Here is a 16,697-nt window from a genome sequence, read left to right on the forward strand (position 1 = left end):
ATCCACACCAAAAAAGCCCGTCTTCTGATAAGAAAACCGGCGTATATATAATAGAAGAAACGCGACTCAAATTGGCGGCGGCAGCTCCTGAAAGGTGGAATTAAGATACAGGGAAACCAGCATAAAAACCAGCAATACCACTAGTAAAGTGAAAAACAAGCCATCTTCTTTACTTCTATCTTTAAAAAAAGAAATAATTGCCAGAATTGCAAAGACTACCATTGCCAGCACAAAGCCAGCCAAAATCACTAACAGCAGCATATCGTGGGAGAGTATAAAATTTTTCATCAAAATCGGTCCTTTGTCTTTAGTCACTTCTTATACTAGAGTATCTGGTGAGCGGCTGCAACATTTATTTGCTCCCTATTCTTCAATATAGCAAAAGGACTGCGGCGCTGCCTTAAGATTCAAGTCGCTCAGCTCCAGCGGTTGCTCATAACTGACAAAATCCTTGATCATAATCGCCGCACCCTTTGATCGTCCTTTAAAATATTCGTCAAAAGCTTCCTTCGTTCCGGCCGAAAACTCCTTCGTCTCTTGCCAAATTTTAGCCGGATGATCTTCAATAATCTTTTCAATCGTAAACTCCCCGACAACTTTCCCGCAAGGCTTCGTAGCATAAACAACCACAACGGAAATATCCGAACGCCGAAAAATCGTTTTGCGATACTCGACTTTTTTAACGCCCTTCGCAATCTCAGCCACGAATTCTGGTTTAATGGACATTAGCACCTTCACTGGATTCACCCTTCCTTTTTCATCATTTTAGTCCAGTTCCTTCTTCAAAACAACGTTCAACCTCCAGTTAATAAATTCCACTGAAACTTAATCATCCCTCCCTTGTCAGACCCGCGAATCACGCTGTAAACTTAGTATAGGAGCCCCACCAAAACATAAGGAAGGCGGATCAACATGAAAATCGATCAAATTCTACGCAAAAAAATGTCCGAACAAAACTTAAAACAAAAAGACGTCGCCGAAAGACTAGGCGTCACCACTGCCGCCGTCAGTAAATGGGCAAACGGCTTGTCCTATCCTGACATCACGCTTCTGCCTGCTTTAGCCCGCTTACTTAGAATTGATGTGAACACGCTCTTGTCCTTTCATGAAGAATTATCCCGGCAAGAAGTGGCTGACTTTGTGAACCAGCTAAGCCAAATTGCCGCAACGTCTGGTGCTGAACAAGCATTTCAACAGGCCGAGAAAATGATCCAGCAATACCCAACCTGTCATTTATTGCTGCTTAATGTCGCGATCATTATGAACGGCCTGTACTATATGTATGAATCAGAGACTGCTGCCGCTAGCTTAACAAAGATCGAAGACTGGTACTTGCGGGCAGCACAAAGCGATGATCCTGCGATCCGTAATCAGGCAAACGCCTGCCTAATCAATAAATACATGGAGCGATCCGAATTCGACAAAGCACAAGATCTGCTAGACATTCTCCCTTTAGAGCCAAGCTTTGATCGTTCATACATTCAAGCAACCTTATATATAAAACAAGAAAAGTGGAAAGAGGCCGCCAAACTGACTGAGGCAAGTATTTTGCAGTATTCCGCGCACCTCCAAAGTTATTTGACACTCTTAGCAGAAACAGCGATTCTCGAAGATCAACCTGAAGCAGTCGACCACCTGGTCAAAACTAGTCAGCAATTGGAAAAACTGCTGGATTCGCCAGCCCTGACTTCTTTCGGCCTTCGTCTTAAACAAGCGATCTATTTGAAGGATCAAGCAACCTTGCTAAAAACTCTGCAGGATATGCTTCAGCTGTTAACAACTCCTTGGTCTTTCGACCAGTCACACCTCTACCGCCATCTTCCCAATAAGGAGATGGACCCGCTTTTGGGCAAAACGCTCTTGAGAAAACTGGTAGAGGACTTAGAAAATTCGTCACTGAACGACTACGACTTAGTAAAGGATTCCCCTGATTTTCAGATGCTGCTGTTGGAAATGAAAAACAGACTTTAAAACAAAAAAAGTGGATGGTTCTCTCAAAGCGAGAGAACTCCACTTTAATCAACTCATCAAATAGACAAACCGAAGAATTGTGATTGTTAATCTTTAGTTTCCAAAAAAGCCCGAAACTCCTCGCCAATTCCTTCCAAATGTTCGTTGGTAAAAGTTTGAGACAGCTTGTAGCCTACATAATACGGCGATGTCATAAATCGCGGCGTAATTTTGGCAATCAACTGCCCTTCCCGCTCATATAAAAACAGGTTGAAGCTGTCGCAGCGGCCGCGATAGTATTCATTCAAAATAAATTGCACCGTATCTTGAATTCCATCCGCCAAGTGATCCAATTCTTCTACATTGTTGTCCGGCACTATCAGGTTAATTTCCAAAAAGCCCATCACCGGCTCAGTAGAAAAGTTGATGCTCAAATTTCCCCGCTGAAAGACTTCAATCCCAGTAAAATTCTCCGCCACCAGATTTTCTTCTCCGTCCAGTTCCTCTAAGCCCACCACTTGCATATGAGCATGCTTCAAGCTGCCGCCGGATAACGGTCCGTGATTTTTATAAAACAGCACCGATTGATACTTGGGATCATGCTTCACCTCTTGCCAACAATCAATGGCAAAACGCATCAAGTCCCGATTGTACTGACGACTGTAGGTGGTGATATCGGCATCGTGGTCCTTCGTTTCAATAATAATCGTCTGCAGCGTATTCTCCAAGGTAGCGTATTTGTTCAGCACCCAGGTGAAGTCCCCGGCTTCAGTTAATATATTTTCGGTATCGGCATAATTGCAAAATGGGCAGCCATTTTTCTCCGCCGTCATGTGCTGCGGCTTACCTTGGGCGGCCACATGAGAAAAAATCAACGGCTGCTGCTGATTTGGTTTGGTCATTTATCGATGTTCCTTTCTCCCTGTTTTTACCATCATATACTTGATCGATCCCACCATCAAGCGCTTTGTGCTGAAATAACCCATCATTCGCCAAGATCCATCGTAAGATATACCTTATCCTTCAGCTGAATCCCCTCTTCAAAGATCGGCTCCTCGTAGTGCTCAACAAAGAAATTCTCCACTTTGTGAGAAATCACAAAGCCGCAGCTTTCATAAAAGCCCAAAATCCCTGGCACATCTCCTGTCCCAAGAATCATCGTTTTCCCTTTGTCCCAATAATAATCCACGACATAACTCACGATCCGCTTGCCGTACCCTTGCCCTTGAAATGCCGGATAGGTCGCCAAACTTTGCAGCTCGAAAACACCCCCGCCTTCAGCCGTCACCACACAAGTACTTTTCAAATCATCGTCGTACAAAGCAAAAAGATCCCCACGCTCCAAATACTTGTCAATCATCTTTTCTTCCTCATCCGCTAAAAGCAACAGATCAAGAAAATCCTTCTTATTGGATTCAATCAGTTTTATTTCCATTTGAATTGCGCTCCTCAATTAAGCAGTTTAGTAAATTATAGCACAGGAATAATCGGCAAAAATTAGCTGAGCAGCACGTTTATCCGTGACTTCTCTTGAAGCACAAAAAAATCACGAGCACGCTGATTGATCAGCGTAACTCGTGATTTATGCTTAATCTTTACGATCTGCTTTTTTTCGTTGAAGATGCCAACCAAACAACAACAAGCCCAAAATAGATATCCAAACCATCATCTGGCTTGAAATGTCATCAATATCAACTCCGGTGATTGGAACATCGGCTCTTTCGTTGATGAACTTTTCCGCATCATGTTTCTTGTCATCTCCGATTGTTCCTTTAGCTATGTTGGTTGCCGAACCCCCGACCACATTCCCCTCAGAATCAATCGTGGCATTGACATAAGGCTGATAAAGATCTTTCTTAGTCTGCACAATTTCATACTGAACACCATTCTCTTCCGCAAAGTACTGGAAGCTGATGCTTTCGCCTTCGCCGAGTGAAAAAGTTCCTTTCCCATCGTTATCCAGAGGGAACACCTCTGTACCTCCGTTTGCTCTTTTATATTTTAATTCTTTAGTATACGGACTGCCATCAGCATTGCTAAATTTCACCGTATAATCAAACACCAGCGTTTTATCTGCGAATGCCCCAGCTGTTTGCTGACTAACCGTAAGCGTATAGAGTTCTTCCCAGACGGCAAAAACTGTCGTATCAGTTGTAAAATTTATCTTAGTGCCTACACCAAAGTCCGCAGTCTCCGATACATAGTTTGTACTCCATCCTTTAAACCGATATCCTTCCCAAACCGGGGCAGTCGGTAGATCTGTTGCCTCGAGCACCTGATCATATTGATATGGAAGCGAACTTAACGGAGGATCAAACGGCTGCCCGCCATTGACATCATAGGACACCTTAATTGTTATCGGTGTCCATTGCGCTTTCAGTATAATCTTGTTAACGTCTTTTCCAAAGGGAATCGTCCCTCCAGGTTCAAATAACTGGTCGGAGCCATCTTCCCATCCTTTGAATGTATATCCCGTTCTGGTTGGTGTGTTTTCCGGCCCTGACGGAATAACAATATCTTCCGGTGTATGTTCCCGCAGTTTAGAAACATTAGCCGGCATATTATTCACCGTAATCGATTCATCCACACCAGTAGTAAATTCGAGATTTAATGCCTCTGTGCTAAAACCTTTACTAGGACAGCTAGCTTCTAAAACTTTTTTATTCGTAGTCTCGTCATAAACGATATACTTGAATTGATTGTAAGCTGTGCATGCCTCAGTGCCATTAGGGATTTCGAATTTGATAATCGGAGCAAACTCTTCACCTGGTTTAATCATACTGTCTTCAAAATTAATATAAAACGCAGTAACATCATTCAAATCTGATGGTGCTGTTTCTGACCAAGATGGATTACCGCTTGGGTTAAATGCAGAAAGTTCTATCGAATCGTAGGGAGGCAGGTTTGCTACTGGTTTGGTACTGTACCAAACCTTCGCAGAGCCTGGCGCATCGATACCCTTGAAAATAACATTACCTGTGCTTCCTCTTCCGTCACTATCATAAGGCAATATGTTATACAATTTTATCCCATTCAAGTTAACATTTCCGGTGTTTTTCAGCGTAAGCTTCATCTCTACCTGCTCACCGGGTGAAACAGAAACCGTCCTCAGATTCGACCAATCTAAGGTATCTGATTTTATATTAATATTTGCGGATATCCCCGTCCGGTGGCTGATCGTCAAATCTGTATGCCCGCTCTTAATCGCGGTGTATTTATCTGCATCGTGGAAGCCAAGACCCGCCGCACTAACTCCTGCTAGATTCGGCTCCAGATTATTGAGATCAAAACCTACTTGAGAAAATGCACCTTTATTCTTCTGAGACACGACAACAAAAGGAATCTGGTAAGTTCCATCCGGCGCCGCTTCTGCAACTTGAAACTGAAGTGGTATCCTAAATGCCGGATCATTACGCCATGGTGCCTGGGTGATTCCACTCATGTCAATTTCATAAAAATCATATTTTGCATTGTTGCTGCTCTGAGACATCTTTTTAACAAATACTTCTGTTGGTGCATTACCATTTTTCACCAAATCTTCGTAAATTTTAGGCAACCCCGGGTCTTTAAGTTTCAGGACTTTTGGTACAGCGATGATCAAATACGGATCTATCCAGGAATTACCGATTTGAGCAAGATTATTGTATCCATTCAGATTGTAGGTAACCGTATCTCCTGGTCCCCGGTCTGTCGAATCGGTACTAATCATTTGTGCTCTTGCGGAAACTGTATTCTGCGGAAGATAGGTCACCGTTCTAGCGCGGCCACTTTGTTCCGGCGTCGTCTTATTATCCGAATGCAAGGTCCACATCATCGTAACCGTTGATGGCCTGTCAGGTACCCGTGTCCCATCTGGCCATGTTTGATTCGGCCAGGCTTTGGGCTGGTATTTCAATGAGATAAGATTACCAGGTAGCCACTCACCCTCTTGGGTACCATTCGCTCCCATTGGCGTCACGATTACTTTACTGATATATTCTCCTGATTGCAATTCAGGCATTTCATCCGGCGATACTGTAAATGTCTTGTTATCGCTTTTTATGACATTAGATTTCCTATCAGGCGTTCCATTTTCATTTCCAATCATGAACTCGACTTTAAACCAGCATGGTTTTCCAGTCTCCGGCCCGCTAGCCCGATTGGGATATGGCCCCGTAGCAACGACTACTTCTACCTGATTATAGTTCAGACGAGCTGGGCCGTTACTCGTACTATATAGCTCCAGACGTGTACCCTGTGCGGTCCCCATTCCCATGTTTCTGGTTGAGGAGTTATGGTTATACGATCCGTAACCAGCATAAATCCAATCACTGTTTAGTGCCTTTGTTCCAACAGCAGTATCTTCAATTCCACAGCTTGATGGCAATCCGCTACTATGTGCGTGATATCGATTCGTTTCCAATGACCACGATAATGCTTCTATTTTCTTATAATCAACTACCTCTTCCAGCTTCTTCTTAACACCATTTTCCCGTGTCAATTCTGCTCCAAAGTACACGTTGAATTTATTACCCACTGCGTAAGTTGAAGGTACAGTTATATCAAGATACAGTCTGTTGAACGTGTACCCCGCAACAGAGTTATGGTTCCAGTTAGTCCAGGTATCCTGGGTGTTTCCATGTTGCTTTTTATACACGTGATATAGGATTCCATCAATCGTTTCTTCTTCCCGCCCCACATAACCCAGCGCCGGCAATGGCACTTTTGCTCCGCTTGTCGTGATTGAGCCTGACACTGAAAATTCAGCTGGAACTTTAACATAGGAATAACTTCCAGGTTTCAGCAAAGCTTCATACTGATTACGATTGTTAAGGGTAAGAAGCGTCACTACTGATGTACCAGAAAACTCATTACCGGTCGGTGATTGTCGTTCAAATTCTACTGACTCAATCGGATTCGCCGTGGTAAGAATCTCAACAATCGTTAGACTCTCATCATTAACACTATCGTGATATGATGGTTTCACAATCCAAGACATCCCTCCTGGAGGAATCCTGCCGTAATATTCTTCATTTAACTTAAAGTTAAGAAACAGGTGGTAAACTCCTTGATTTGCATCTTCTTTGATATGCAGGCGCAAAGTTTCTGGTGTGCCATTGTCCAATATTGTTTCACACTCTTTAATAACATCAGTCAGAGTGCTTCCAGCCTCATCGAAAATATAGATTGGGACATCACTATCAGTATAAGTTTCATATGGTGCGGTCACTCCATCAGGAACACAGTCCAACGGAATATCTATATAGGTACCATTCAGACTCTCATCATTACTATTAGTAACTTGCAAACCAAGAATAAAATCAGGTACCTGAGTACTATTCCCATCGACAAATGTCCGCATTTTAGTCTGAATACCATCCTTTGTAGCATCATCATCTCTCGGACCGGTAACTTGTACTGTCAGACCATTTCCAGTCGCTCGATTCGATCTCGACAGTGCAAAATCCGCAGCTTCTGGAACTCTGCCCTCAGAAACCTCTTCACTCTGAGTTGTTGTCTGACTTGTCTCCTCCAACAGCTCATCGTCCTCGTTCTCGACTTTCTCCTCTGAAAAAATCGGCGTTTCTTCCTGCACTGATGGCTCTACTTCCTGCTCGCTAGATGCTGCGCTCTCACTGACATTGGCGTCAACATACTCGGGCTCGTTAGTCTCCTCCGACAAAATCGGTATCTCATCCTGAAGTAATGGCGCTATTTCTTGTTCACTACTAGACACTGTGTTTTCACTCTGAATAGCTAAAACGCAGCCTGGAGAGGATAAGATTGACGAGAAAACGAGCATAATACTTAGTACTTTGGCAAATAATCTCTTCTTATTCATCGCTCCCCTTCTTTCTATTTTGTATAAGCATAGTCTGTGATCTGCTTTCTTTTTTTACCTGCACAATTAGTACACCCATTAAGCAAATAATTCCCAATACCCGCCAGATGATTGTCTGACTGCTGTCTCCAGTTCTAGGTAGAGAGCGACGCGACGTTGCTTGATTCGCTGGCACATTTCCAGAAAGTATTCGTGTGTCGGGGATTCTCCTGTTGTCTTCACGAACATTCTGATCAGCAATCACCCTTCTGGTAGGAGAGGTATACACAGCCGACATCGCCGACACTTTAGTTCGCTCCTGATTGTAGACACTCATCAAACTGTTGCCATCATTCTTCACATACACTTGAATATAGTACACCGGTGGAGTTCCTTGATATGGAAAAGAATCCGGGATTGATGCCTGAAGCTGATAAGAAAAGATACCAGCATGTTCGAATAGAATCGGCGCTGTAACACCGCTGGAATTCCCTTTAAGATTAAAGCGATACTGTCCACCCACACTGCCCACGGGCATCGGTGAATCCGGTGTGTCAGCCGTCAATAGATAAGTCACCTCAGCCTCTGCTGGGTAGCTTGCGCCATCCAAATCGACAAAACTCTGATCCATTGTCAAGGTCACTGCCGTTAACTCTTCTGCATAGCAGTAAATACTGGTGCCTCCAAACACACATAGACAGAAGAACAGCCTTATTAAATTATTCATTATTTTCATATCGGCCTCTCCTCACCCTACCGCAAAGCCAGTAAAGCACAATTAACAGAACCAGAATGATTGGTGATACCAGTAGCTGCCAGTCGATTCCACCAAGCAAACCACTTTTTCGATGGTCCACCTGATGTTTATTCGTCGAAGTGCCACCCGTTTCACCTGCAGCAAACGGATTGCCATAAGTGTCATCAGTAATTACTCCTGCCAAGATATGTCGTTCCGAACTGCTGCCGGTGGTGCAGGTACTAAGCAGAACAAGGCGATCGTTTGGTTTGATCTCTACTCTTCTGCTGTTTTTGCTGACCGCAATCAAATGCGAAACATAGGCTTCTTCCTCACCCGCCGGAACATCTGTCCGATAGATCGTATCGTCATAAGCATCTGCTTCCAAAGCTGCGAAAAATCTGATGCCGTGGTTTTCGCCTTCGTAAAAAAGCTCCCCATACTCACGAGCATTGAAATATTCTTGATCCAGAAAAGACGCCAACTCGCCGAACATCTTGTTTTTTTCCATATGATGCCCATAGATGATATTACTGAAATCAGTAAATCCCGGCGCATTGTTATAGTCCAAAAATAAACTGCCCGACAGAGAATACTCTCCCAACGGATCAGTATTTATATACTTGTCATTGTTGTCAGCGTGGGCCACCGGATAATCAATATGGGTACCATAGACGGTCAGCCATGCTGAAATATCCGGATTAATACTCTGAAGTTCCGAAAATGACGGTCCGCCATCTGGTTCTCCGGCAACTGGCTTATACATGTTATAAGCACTGGCATCCGCCTGCCGATAAACCGAATCCGACAGAAACAGCACAAAGCTGCCGAAAAGCAAAAGAATCAAACATGCGCTCAGCATTACCAAATTGATCGAGCTATTCAGACCCTTTACGATCCATTGCCCCGCTACTATGGATTTCTTATTGTTCTCCATTATGCATTATCCTAACCAAATGCTTTATTCAGTCCTGCGACTTCTACGTTTCATCACGATATAGCCAGTAAAACCAGAGATTGCGATGACGATCATCAGGATGAACGGTAAGTTGTTCAAGAAGATACCCGTTGGTGTTGGCGGCTCAGCATAGGTATTTGTCCATTCAGCTTTGTTGGTAGCACTCGCACTCTTTTCAGTTAAAAGAATTGGTGCTTGCAAATTGGTATTTGATGCTATCGGATCACCGATCGTAACAGCAGTATTTTTGTCGGCACCTACTTCAGTTCCAATTTCGCCGTCTGCATTAGAGACAACAACTTCAGCTTTGTAATTTGCGTATGGATTTTCTTCGAGTTTATATTTTGTACCGACCTCTATATTATCCTCAAATACTATTGATTCTCCATGTTTCAAAGTGAAAGTGACTGGTCTGTCTACAGTAAATTGTCCTTGTCGGCCTTTTGTCCCGTTAGCTAAATAATACTGGGCTATATAACTTTGATTTCCGGAAACTCCTGGTACTTTGGATAGTGTTAAGGTATACGTAAAATCCTTTTTCTTATCTGCATAATCTCCGGCAACCATTTTTTTAATTTCGAAAGTAGTTTTTTTTGTATACGTATTCGTAAACACTGGGTCAGCTTTCGTTTCAGTAGTAATGCCATTTACCCTAGTTACTAAATGGAACGTTACATATTTAACATATACATTGCTCGTACTAGGTTCGTTGTCTACATATACCCGCATCCTGTAGGACTCACTAGAATATGTCATGGTGCCTTCATTTATCGGATTACTGCCTGTACCCTCTCTCACCAAATAAGAATAAATGCCAGCATGCGGAAATGTTATATCCTTTAAAACGTTATCTGAAGTTGCTTCTTTATAAACATAACCATCCGCATCCTTAACTGTACCTGGAGCACTTGCTGACATATTTATTTCAATTGGGTTATTGACAATCGGTGACATTTCATTGGTCTCGCTATCCTCTATTATTTCCCGCGTAAGCGTGAATTTATAGGTGTTGGCTGGAACATTAAGTCCTTCAGCAACTCTTACCCGTTTTGTGATTTTTGGTTCTGCAGGTGCTGCTGGAGTTCCAGGATCCTCTCCCGGAATCAATCCGATTGGTGGATTCGCCGCAAACGCCGTCCCCGCAAACGCCACCATCGCCACTACCATCAAACCAAAAACTCCGACTCCTTTTGCCAATTGCCTCATCATTCTTCTCATTCTTCAACACATCCCTTTCTTTTCTCTGAACTCAACTTCCCCCAATAAATCCTACTCAGATACTATAAATCCCTATGGCGAATCAACGTAGACACCTTCCCCCGTACATCTTCAATAGCAACCGTTCCATACATCCGACTGTCTATTGTCTCCATCCGATTGTCTCCCAACACAAACACATGATCTTCTGGTACCGTCAACGGAAATTCAACGCCATCTGTGTAGAGCAGCGTTTCCTGATTGTTTTGGTCAATGACCAGGTGATCATTGATAAATAGTCCTTCTTCCGTGATATCCACGGTATCACCTGCAACGGCAACAATTCTGCGTATATGCGGCTTATCCTCGTACTCCAATACAACTAAATCCGACTCTTTGTACTCATTTGCCAAACGGTAATAAATGACTATGTCTGAAGCCTGTACCGCCGGCTGCATAGTCAGATCGTTTGAAGTAAATACTCCAAAAATAAAAATAAATATCAGCGACAAAACAGTCAAAATCGCAAATATCTTAATCAACAATGCCAGAATATCCTGCAGCAAACTAGGCTGCAGTGTTTTTTTCTCCTTTGGTGGCTCTTGCTCGTGTACCTCTTTGTCCATAAGCTCATTTCCTGTTCCTGTTATTTTGATTATTAGTACTGCCTCATCATGTCCAAAATCGTCTAGAAAACCTCAAAACAAGCCTGCCATAAGTCGAATTATGACACGATTGATCAGGAATATTTTGAAAATTATTGCCCTTATTGCGGTAATAATTATTTTATAGAGTGTATCGACATGCTTCTGCGAATAAATTGTTAGAATTTCTCAAAGAAAACAGTCTGCAAAATATTGTATTTATAATTTCCACGTCCAACAATAGAGCAATTTTTTGTTCTTAGATAAGTTGTATAAGAGAGAAAAAATTGAGATTTCCCTTAGCACGACAACACTTATGTAACAGTTTTCGAACCTCGCAACACTAATTTATTTTTATACTATTATATTAATTATTTTAACTCAATCTGACCACGCTTTCAATGAGCTGTGACCCTTTTCACTAACAATTATTCTAAAATAAAACTCTCTACACCATTTGTTCCAACGCCCAGAATGATTTATACTTTTAACAAAGAGGCAGACAAAATCTCTGCCAAAACTGACCCAATCATTTATCGTTGAACAACCAAAAAAAGGAGTGAAAAAATGAAACTAGAAACAATTCAATTACCAGAATTTGCCGCATCTTACAAGCTTTACCTGCGGGAAAATGTGTCTACTGACCGGAAGGAGTTGCCGGTTGTCGTGATTTGTCCCGGCGGCGGGTATCGCATGGTCTCCGGTCGTGAATCCGAGCCTATCGCTTTAGCCTTTTTGTCTCATGGTTACCACGCAATTGTCGTGGACTACCCGGTGTTGCCAGATACTTCTCAAGTAACGCCGGATTATCTGGATACTAATACCCGTCTGCTGGCAGAAATTTTCAAACAAATTGAGACCCATCACGACCAGTGGGAAATGGACCCGAAAGCGATCTTTTTACTGGGTTGTTCAGCGGGCGGCCATATGGCTTCCTTGTATGCCAACAAATGGCAAACAACCATTCAAACAAATAGCCCGCTTTGCTCAAAACCTTTAGGAACTATTCTTTGCTACCCGGTTATCAGCTTTAATTATGGCTGGCCAGCACGAGATGTCTTAGATCCAAGCAGCTTAAAAGATTACGACACCTCTGCTTTAGTCAATTCGGAAACACCGGATACCTTTATCTGGCACACCGCCAACGACCGCGGCGTTCCGGTACTAAACAGCTTGAAATATTGCGAAGGATTAACCAAAGAAGCGATTCCTTTTGAGTGTCATCTGTTCGAAAGCGGCAAACACGGCTTGTCCTTAGCCACCCGTGCTTCAGCCGAATCAGAAAAAGCTCAGCACCTTAATCCACCAGTTGCGAAATGGTTGCCGTTGTGTGTGGAGTGGATGGAAAGACGATTGGAACGTTAGGCGATTTTATTGAGAAAGGATGAATAAAATAGTCCCTGGAACTTTCGCCTATCCGGCAATATTTCACTCGGAGGAAAATGGCGGTTTTATGATTGAATTCCCTGATATACCTGGTGCTTATACAGGGATTAACGACTCCGATATACCTCAAGGAGTTGCTATGGCCGAGGAAGTACTGCAAATGGTTTTAGCTGACATGCTGGATCATGGCGAGAGCTTGCCAGTGCCGACAGCTATGGATAACGTGCTGTATGACAAAGGTTCTTTTGTTCGATTAATTGAGATAAAAATTTCTCCTCCAAGCAGTTGATATCCAATTCAAACGAAAACAATCGCATACTAAAAAGCTGACTAAATGGCTAATCCCCATCTAGTCAGCTTTCTAATGTATAAATTCTTTCATCGCCTTCGCCACCTTCTCAGGCTCTTCGCAATGAACATAATGCCCGCAGTCCAACTCAAGAAATTCGGTTTGTCGATTATCAGCAAAATATTCCTGGTGAACCTTCCCCCAGCTGGGCGTATTCTTAAGTACGCCTTTATCATTAGCCAGAATACATAAAACCGGAACCTGTGGACAATTGCCCGCCGCAACTTTTTTGGCATTTTTATATACGAACTTCGTTTCATCGACTATGTTTTGGCTTAGAAGTTGTTGAGCGGTAATCTGTTTCATTGCTGCTACTTCTTCCTTGGTTAACAGCCCTTGCTTCACTGCCGGATGGCTTTTTACTCTTGCATTTGCGATCGGTCGTTTCAGCAAATGAGCAATCCCAATCATCAGCGCAAAAGCTTTCGGCAGTGCGACTTCTTCATAAGCTGCCGGAACGGCCATGTCCAGACCAATAATCGCCGAAACTTCCTTGGGATATTTTTGCCCCCAACAAATGGCCTCTAAGCCAGACATGGAATGGGCGGTTGGGATAAAGGGACCACTAATTCCCGCTTGATTCAAGGCTTCCCGGGTTTCCTCCAGCATCGTATCAACATCCCGTGGCCGATCAGTGATCTCACTCCAGCCATAACCAGGACGTTCAACTACAGCAAAAGAATAGTGACCTTCCAGCAGCCGCCACAAAGGCTTGAAATCATAAGTTGGACAAGCGGTTCCTGAGCCCGCCAGCAAAACAATTGTGGGTCGATCCGTATTTGCTTCATGATAATACACATGCATCTGGTGCTGATTGACAGTGACTAGTTTCCCTGGTGTCTTCATTTTTTCTCCCGGTGTTTCTCGATTTATTTCAGTATACTATACCTTCTTGCTTTTTAGGATAAGTCCTCCAAACGTTGATAAATCTGCTGAACTCGCTCTTGATTCTTGAAAGCTGTTAAAAAGGAGCTCTCCAAGACCATTGCAATCAAATTTTCCTTCATTATCTTTGACTCCCGCGGCAGCTGATTGCCAGTTTCCAGCGTCTCAAACCACGAATCCACTTGATCAAAATAGTCATCCCCATGCAGCTCAATCGGAAATTCCGTCTGTTCAAATACCGTGACAAATTCCTCCAGCATCTCCAATGCTTTCGTTTCTCTATGCTGCTGAGCCAAACAGAAAACGGCCGACAGTTGGAAGTTCATCAAATTCATCGGATTCAATCGATCCAAATCAAATAGTTCAGCAAACGCAGTTCCCCGTTTGACGGTTTCGTCGAATTTTTCCGGTTGCTTGATTAAATAATGCAAATAATTAGTGAATAAACTCATCACCACTGCCACATTTTGATACAAGGCACTTTGCAAAATCGCCACCGAACGATCATTTTGACCCTTCAACTGAAAAGCGGCCGCTATCATACTTTCAATCGGATAGCACACCGGCACCTGCTCCCCTAAAATTCCCAACACCTGATCGGCTTCCTTCAGCTGCAGCAGGACATAGGCTTCCAAACGCGATGCTTGAAGAATCAAATCCGGTTCCTTAGCATGTCTTCGCACATGAACGAATAACTCCAAAGCTTCCTTCAAATATTTTTGCATTTTCTCTTGCAGATCCTCCCCAGGAAAAAGATCCAGATGATTAATAATCAGCATGCCCATCTGCAAAACAAACGGATAGCAGGAATAATAGCGGCGAACAAAGCTGTGGATCGAAGCCAACACCTCTTCCGGCGCTTTCGTTTCAAAAGATTTCTTCAGCGAAGTATAAATGTGTTGAATCTCTTTATTGCTCAGTTGCGGCTCGTAATTCAACAATTCATCGATACTGATATCAAAATAAGCCGCCAGCAATGGCAGTAAAGTAATATCCGGATACGTTTGCCCCGTTTCCCATTTAGATACCGATGCTTTGGAGACATTCATAAAATCCGCCAGCTCCTGTTGGGTAATTTTTTTGGCTTTGCGTTTTTCACTAATTACTAAACCAAGATTCATACGCATGTGCTCACGTCCTTTCATCTTCATTGTAGCGATGACTTGCAGATCAATCAATGGAGTGATGGTTAACTTAGGTAAAACAAAATCAACTTTTGCGATACTTTAACTGAATGGATGGTGCAATTTCAGTACGTATCGTCCTGTCGTTTACGAACTTAGTGCTGTTGATACCGCTGAAATACATGATGACGAATTTCAAAAAAATTGAAATTTACTCAGAAATATTACATTTCACTCTTCCAGCCAACAATATCTTGAAGTATCAAAAGGAAACCTCTCGGAAACTGAAAGAGATCAGAATGACCAGCAGAATACCTTGGATGTGGATGGTATTTTAAGTGTCGATCAAATCGCGGAGGTCGCTCATTCCAATGCTGAAGGTAGCATCTCCATACCGCTATCGTGCGGGATTTTTGGAGCTTTTGTCAAAATGAGTTTGAATTGGGAGAAACTATTGATTTAGTTTATTTTTTTTGACGCACGAAAGACGCAGTGTTTAGCTGCGCCTTTTTTTATGCGTATTTTTTCAGCCGACTGTCGCCCCAAAAGAAGTAGATTTACTTACTTAGGAGTAGATAATCAAGTTGTTATCTATTAATTTATTTGGAAGTCACTTTAATTTTTAAGCATTCTAAAGTAAATCCAGCCCAGATTGGTACATCATAACGATTCTATGTAAAAAAACAACTTGATTAACGATTCAGACAGTTTACTTATTAACAAAATCAACGAAGTAAATTTTTTTATTCTTTAACAACACATGAATTGGTGCGCAGCATAGTCATCACAACATGCATTTCAAGAAGAAGACAGATCAAATTATTTTGTTATGAAGCACCAGCCCCTTTTGAATATTAAGATAACACCAATGGAAGGGGACGCCAATTCTGTTTTCGTGTCTATCTCGGTACTGCTCAACCGTTTGCTCTTTTCAACCGACCATTTTAAAATAGCATATTATTTTATTTCACCAATTACGGTTATAAAAACAGCTTGTTTTTTTCTAAATTACCACTTGATTATGATTATCTCTTACTATATATTATGATTATCGATTACACATATAGACAAGGAGCTGCTAAAATGAAACCGTCAACAAAAACAAAAGTATCCACCCTTAAATTCACTCAACTTACTTCCCTAAAACCAGCTGGCATGGCCAAACGATTCCAAAATCACTTTGAAGAGGTTCAGGACGTGGCCTATTTGCTGCAATGTGCAGTGATGGTGCTGGTGAAAAACGCCCTGTCTCCTCTTGATTATTCCAACATGGCTAAAGATCTGATTTGCAGACTATTGTTGGAGGGCGACGTCAAAGCTTTGGCCCCAGTACGCCATCTTTGCGTCTACTTTAAGCATTATTTTTCTGAAGCAGATTGGGCGAAGGTCATTGCCCGGCTATTCAAGAACCAAAAGGAATTTTTAGCAGTTACTGCCTCCACCCAAAAAACAGCCGATCACTTACATAAAATACTCCACTGTGGCGCGCGCCAGCCTGAAGAGCTGATGAACATTGCCACAGTTTATAAAGATGCCAACGGCAAAAAACACCGCTTTACCTTTAAGGATGTCGATCCTTGCTACACCACCGAAGAAACCACTGAGCTTTTATCTATTTTGACAACGTTAACAATTTTTGAAAAAGACGGCGTGCGGCGTTTTACGGAA

14 protein-coding genes and 1 pseudogene are annotated in these 16,697 nt (G+C 42.6%); 4 read left to right on the forward strand and 11 right to left on the reverse strand.

What is annotated here, in order from left to right:
* Window positions 1-66: 66 nt before the first annotated feature.
* Window positions 67-288 carry a hypothetical protein gene (locus tag JZO70_RS13695; protein WP_207674152.1) on the reverse strand — a complete coding sequence of 74 codons (222 nt, stop codon included), beginning with the start codon at window positions 286-288 and terminating at the stop codon, window positions 67-69.
* Between the two features lie 75 nt (window positions 289-363).
* Window positions 364-738, reverse strand: a complete 375-nt coding sequence (locus JZO70_RS13700; RefSeq protein WP_207674153.1) for an ASCH domain-containing protein — start codon at window positions 736-738, stop codon at window positions 364-366.
* 174 nt (window positions 739-912) lie between these two features.
* Here JZO70_RS13700 and JZO70_RS13705 point away from each other — a divergent pair, with 174 nt between their 5' ends.
* Window positions 913-1,971 carry a helix-turn-helix transcriptional regulator gene (locus tag JZO70_RS13705; protein WP_207674154.1) on the forward strand — a complete coding sequence of 353 codons (1,059 nt, stop codon included), beginning with the start codon at window positions 913-915 and terminating at the stop codon, window positions 1,969-1,971.
* Between the two features lie 86 nt (window positions 1,972-2,057).
* Here the strand turns inward: JZO70_RS13705 and JZO70_RS13710 are convergent, their stop codons facing one another.
* The 7 genes from JZO70_RS13710 to lepB all read right to left on the reverse strand — a co-directional run bounded on the left by JZO70_RS13710 (window position 2,058) and on the right by lepB (window position 11,267).
* Window positions 2,058-2,852 (reverse strand): DUF4931 domain-containing protein, encoded by a 795-nt coding sequence (locus tag JZO70_RS13710; RefSeq protein ID WP_207674155.1) that lies wholly within the window; start codon window positions 2,850-2,852, stop codon window positions 2,058-2,060.
* Window positions 2,853-2,935: 83 nt separating this feature from the next.
* Window positions 2,936-3,385 carry a GNAT family N-acetyltransferase gene (locus JZO70_RS13715; protein ID WP_207674156.1) on the reverse strand — a complete coding sequence of 150 codons (450 nt, stop codon included), beginning with the start codon at window positions 3,383-3,385 and terminating at the stop codon, window positions 2,936-2,938.
* 153 nt (window positions 3,386-3,538) lie between these two features.
* Window positions 3,539-7,771 (reverse strand): DUF7601 domain-containing protein, encoded by a 4,233-nt coding sequence (locus tag JZO70_RS13720; protein ID WP_207674157.1) that lies wholly within the window; start codon window positions 7,769-7,771, stop codon window positions 3,539-3,541.
* Complete coding sequence (locus JZO70_RS13725; RefSeq protein WP_207674158.1) at window positions 7,764-8,486, reverse strand: hypothetical protein; 723 nt, start codon at window positions 8,484-8,486, stop codon at window positions 7,764-7,766. The genes JZO70_RS13720 and JZO70_RS13725 overlap by 8 nt, the downstream gene beginning before the upstream one ends.
* Complete coding sequence (gene srtB, locus JZO70_RS13730) at window positions 8,470-9,423, reverse strand: class B sortase (protein WP_278252612.1); 954 nt, start codon at window positions 9,421-9,423, stop codon at window positions 8,470-8,472. Before srtB ends, JZO70_RS13725 begins: the two co-directional genes overlap by 17 nt.
* A gap of 24 nt (window positions 9,424-9,447) precedes the next feature.
* Window positions 9,448-10,662, reverse strand: coding sequence for a DUF7601 domain-containing protein (locus JZO70_RS13735; RefSeq protein WP_207674160.1), 1,215 nt, complete (start codon window positions 10,660-10,662; stop codon window positions 9,448-9,450).
* A 62-nt stretch (window positions 10,663-10,724) separates the two neighbouring features.
* Window positions 10,725-11,267: a signal peptidase I gene (gene lepB, locus JZO70_RS13740; protein WP_207674161.1), complete on the reverse strand. Its 543-nt coding sequence runs from the start codon at window positions 11,265-11,267 to the stop codon at window positions 10,725-10,727.
* Window positions 11,268-11,852: 585 nt separating this feature from the next.
* Here lepB and JZO70_RS13745 point away from each other — a divergent pair.
* On the forward strand, window positions 11,853-12,650 hold the full coding sequence (locus JZO70_RS13745; RefSeq protein WP_207674162.1) for an alpha/beta hydrolase: 798 nt from the start codon (window positions 11,853-11,855) through the stop codon (window positions 12,648-12,650).
* A gap of 19 nt (window positions 12,651-12,669) precedes the next feature.
* On the forward strand, window positions 12,670-12,960 hold the full coding sequence (locus tag JZO70_RS13750) for a type II toxin-antitoxin system HicB family antitoxin (protein ID WP_207674163.1): 291 nt from the start codon (window positions 12,670-12,672) through the stop codon (window positions 12,958-12,960).
* A gap of 72 nt (window positions 12,961-13,032) precedes the next feature.
* Here the strand turns inward: JZO70_RS13750 and JZO70_RS13755 are convergent, their stop codons facing one another.
* Together JZO70_RS13755 and JZO70_RS13760 are read right to left on the reverse strand one after the other, a co-directional pair.
* Window positions 13,033-13,866 carry an alpha/beta fold hydrolase gene (locus JZO70_RS13755; protein WP_207674164.1) on the reverse strand — a complete coding sequence of 278 codons (834 nt, stop codon included), beginning with the start codon at window positions 13,864-13,866 and terminating at the stop codon, window positions 13,033-13,035.
* 53 nt (window positions 13,867-13,919) lie between these two features.
* Window positions 13,920-15,032, reverse strand: a complete 1,113-nt coding sequence (locus tag JZO70_RS13760; protein ID WP_207674165.1) for a helix-turn-helix domain-containing protein — start codon at window positions 15,030-15,032, stop codon at window positions 13,920-13,922.
* A gap of 1,080 nt (window positions 15,033-16,112) precedes the next feature.
* Here JZO70_RS13760 and JZO70_RS13765 point away from each other — a divergent pair.
* Window positions 16,113-16,697: pseudogene (locus tag JZO70_RS13765) on the forward strand (hypothetical protein); the annotation flags it as partial.

The organism is Candidatus Enterococcus moelleringii (assembly GCF_017377575.1).
Classification (GTDB): Bacteria; Bacillota; Bacilli; order Lactobacillales; family Enterococcaceae; genus Enterococcus_A; species Enterococcus_A moelleringii.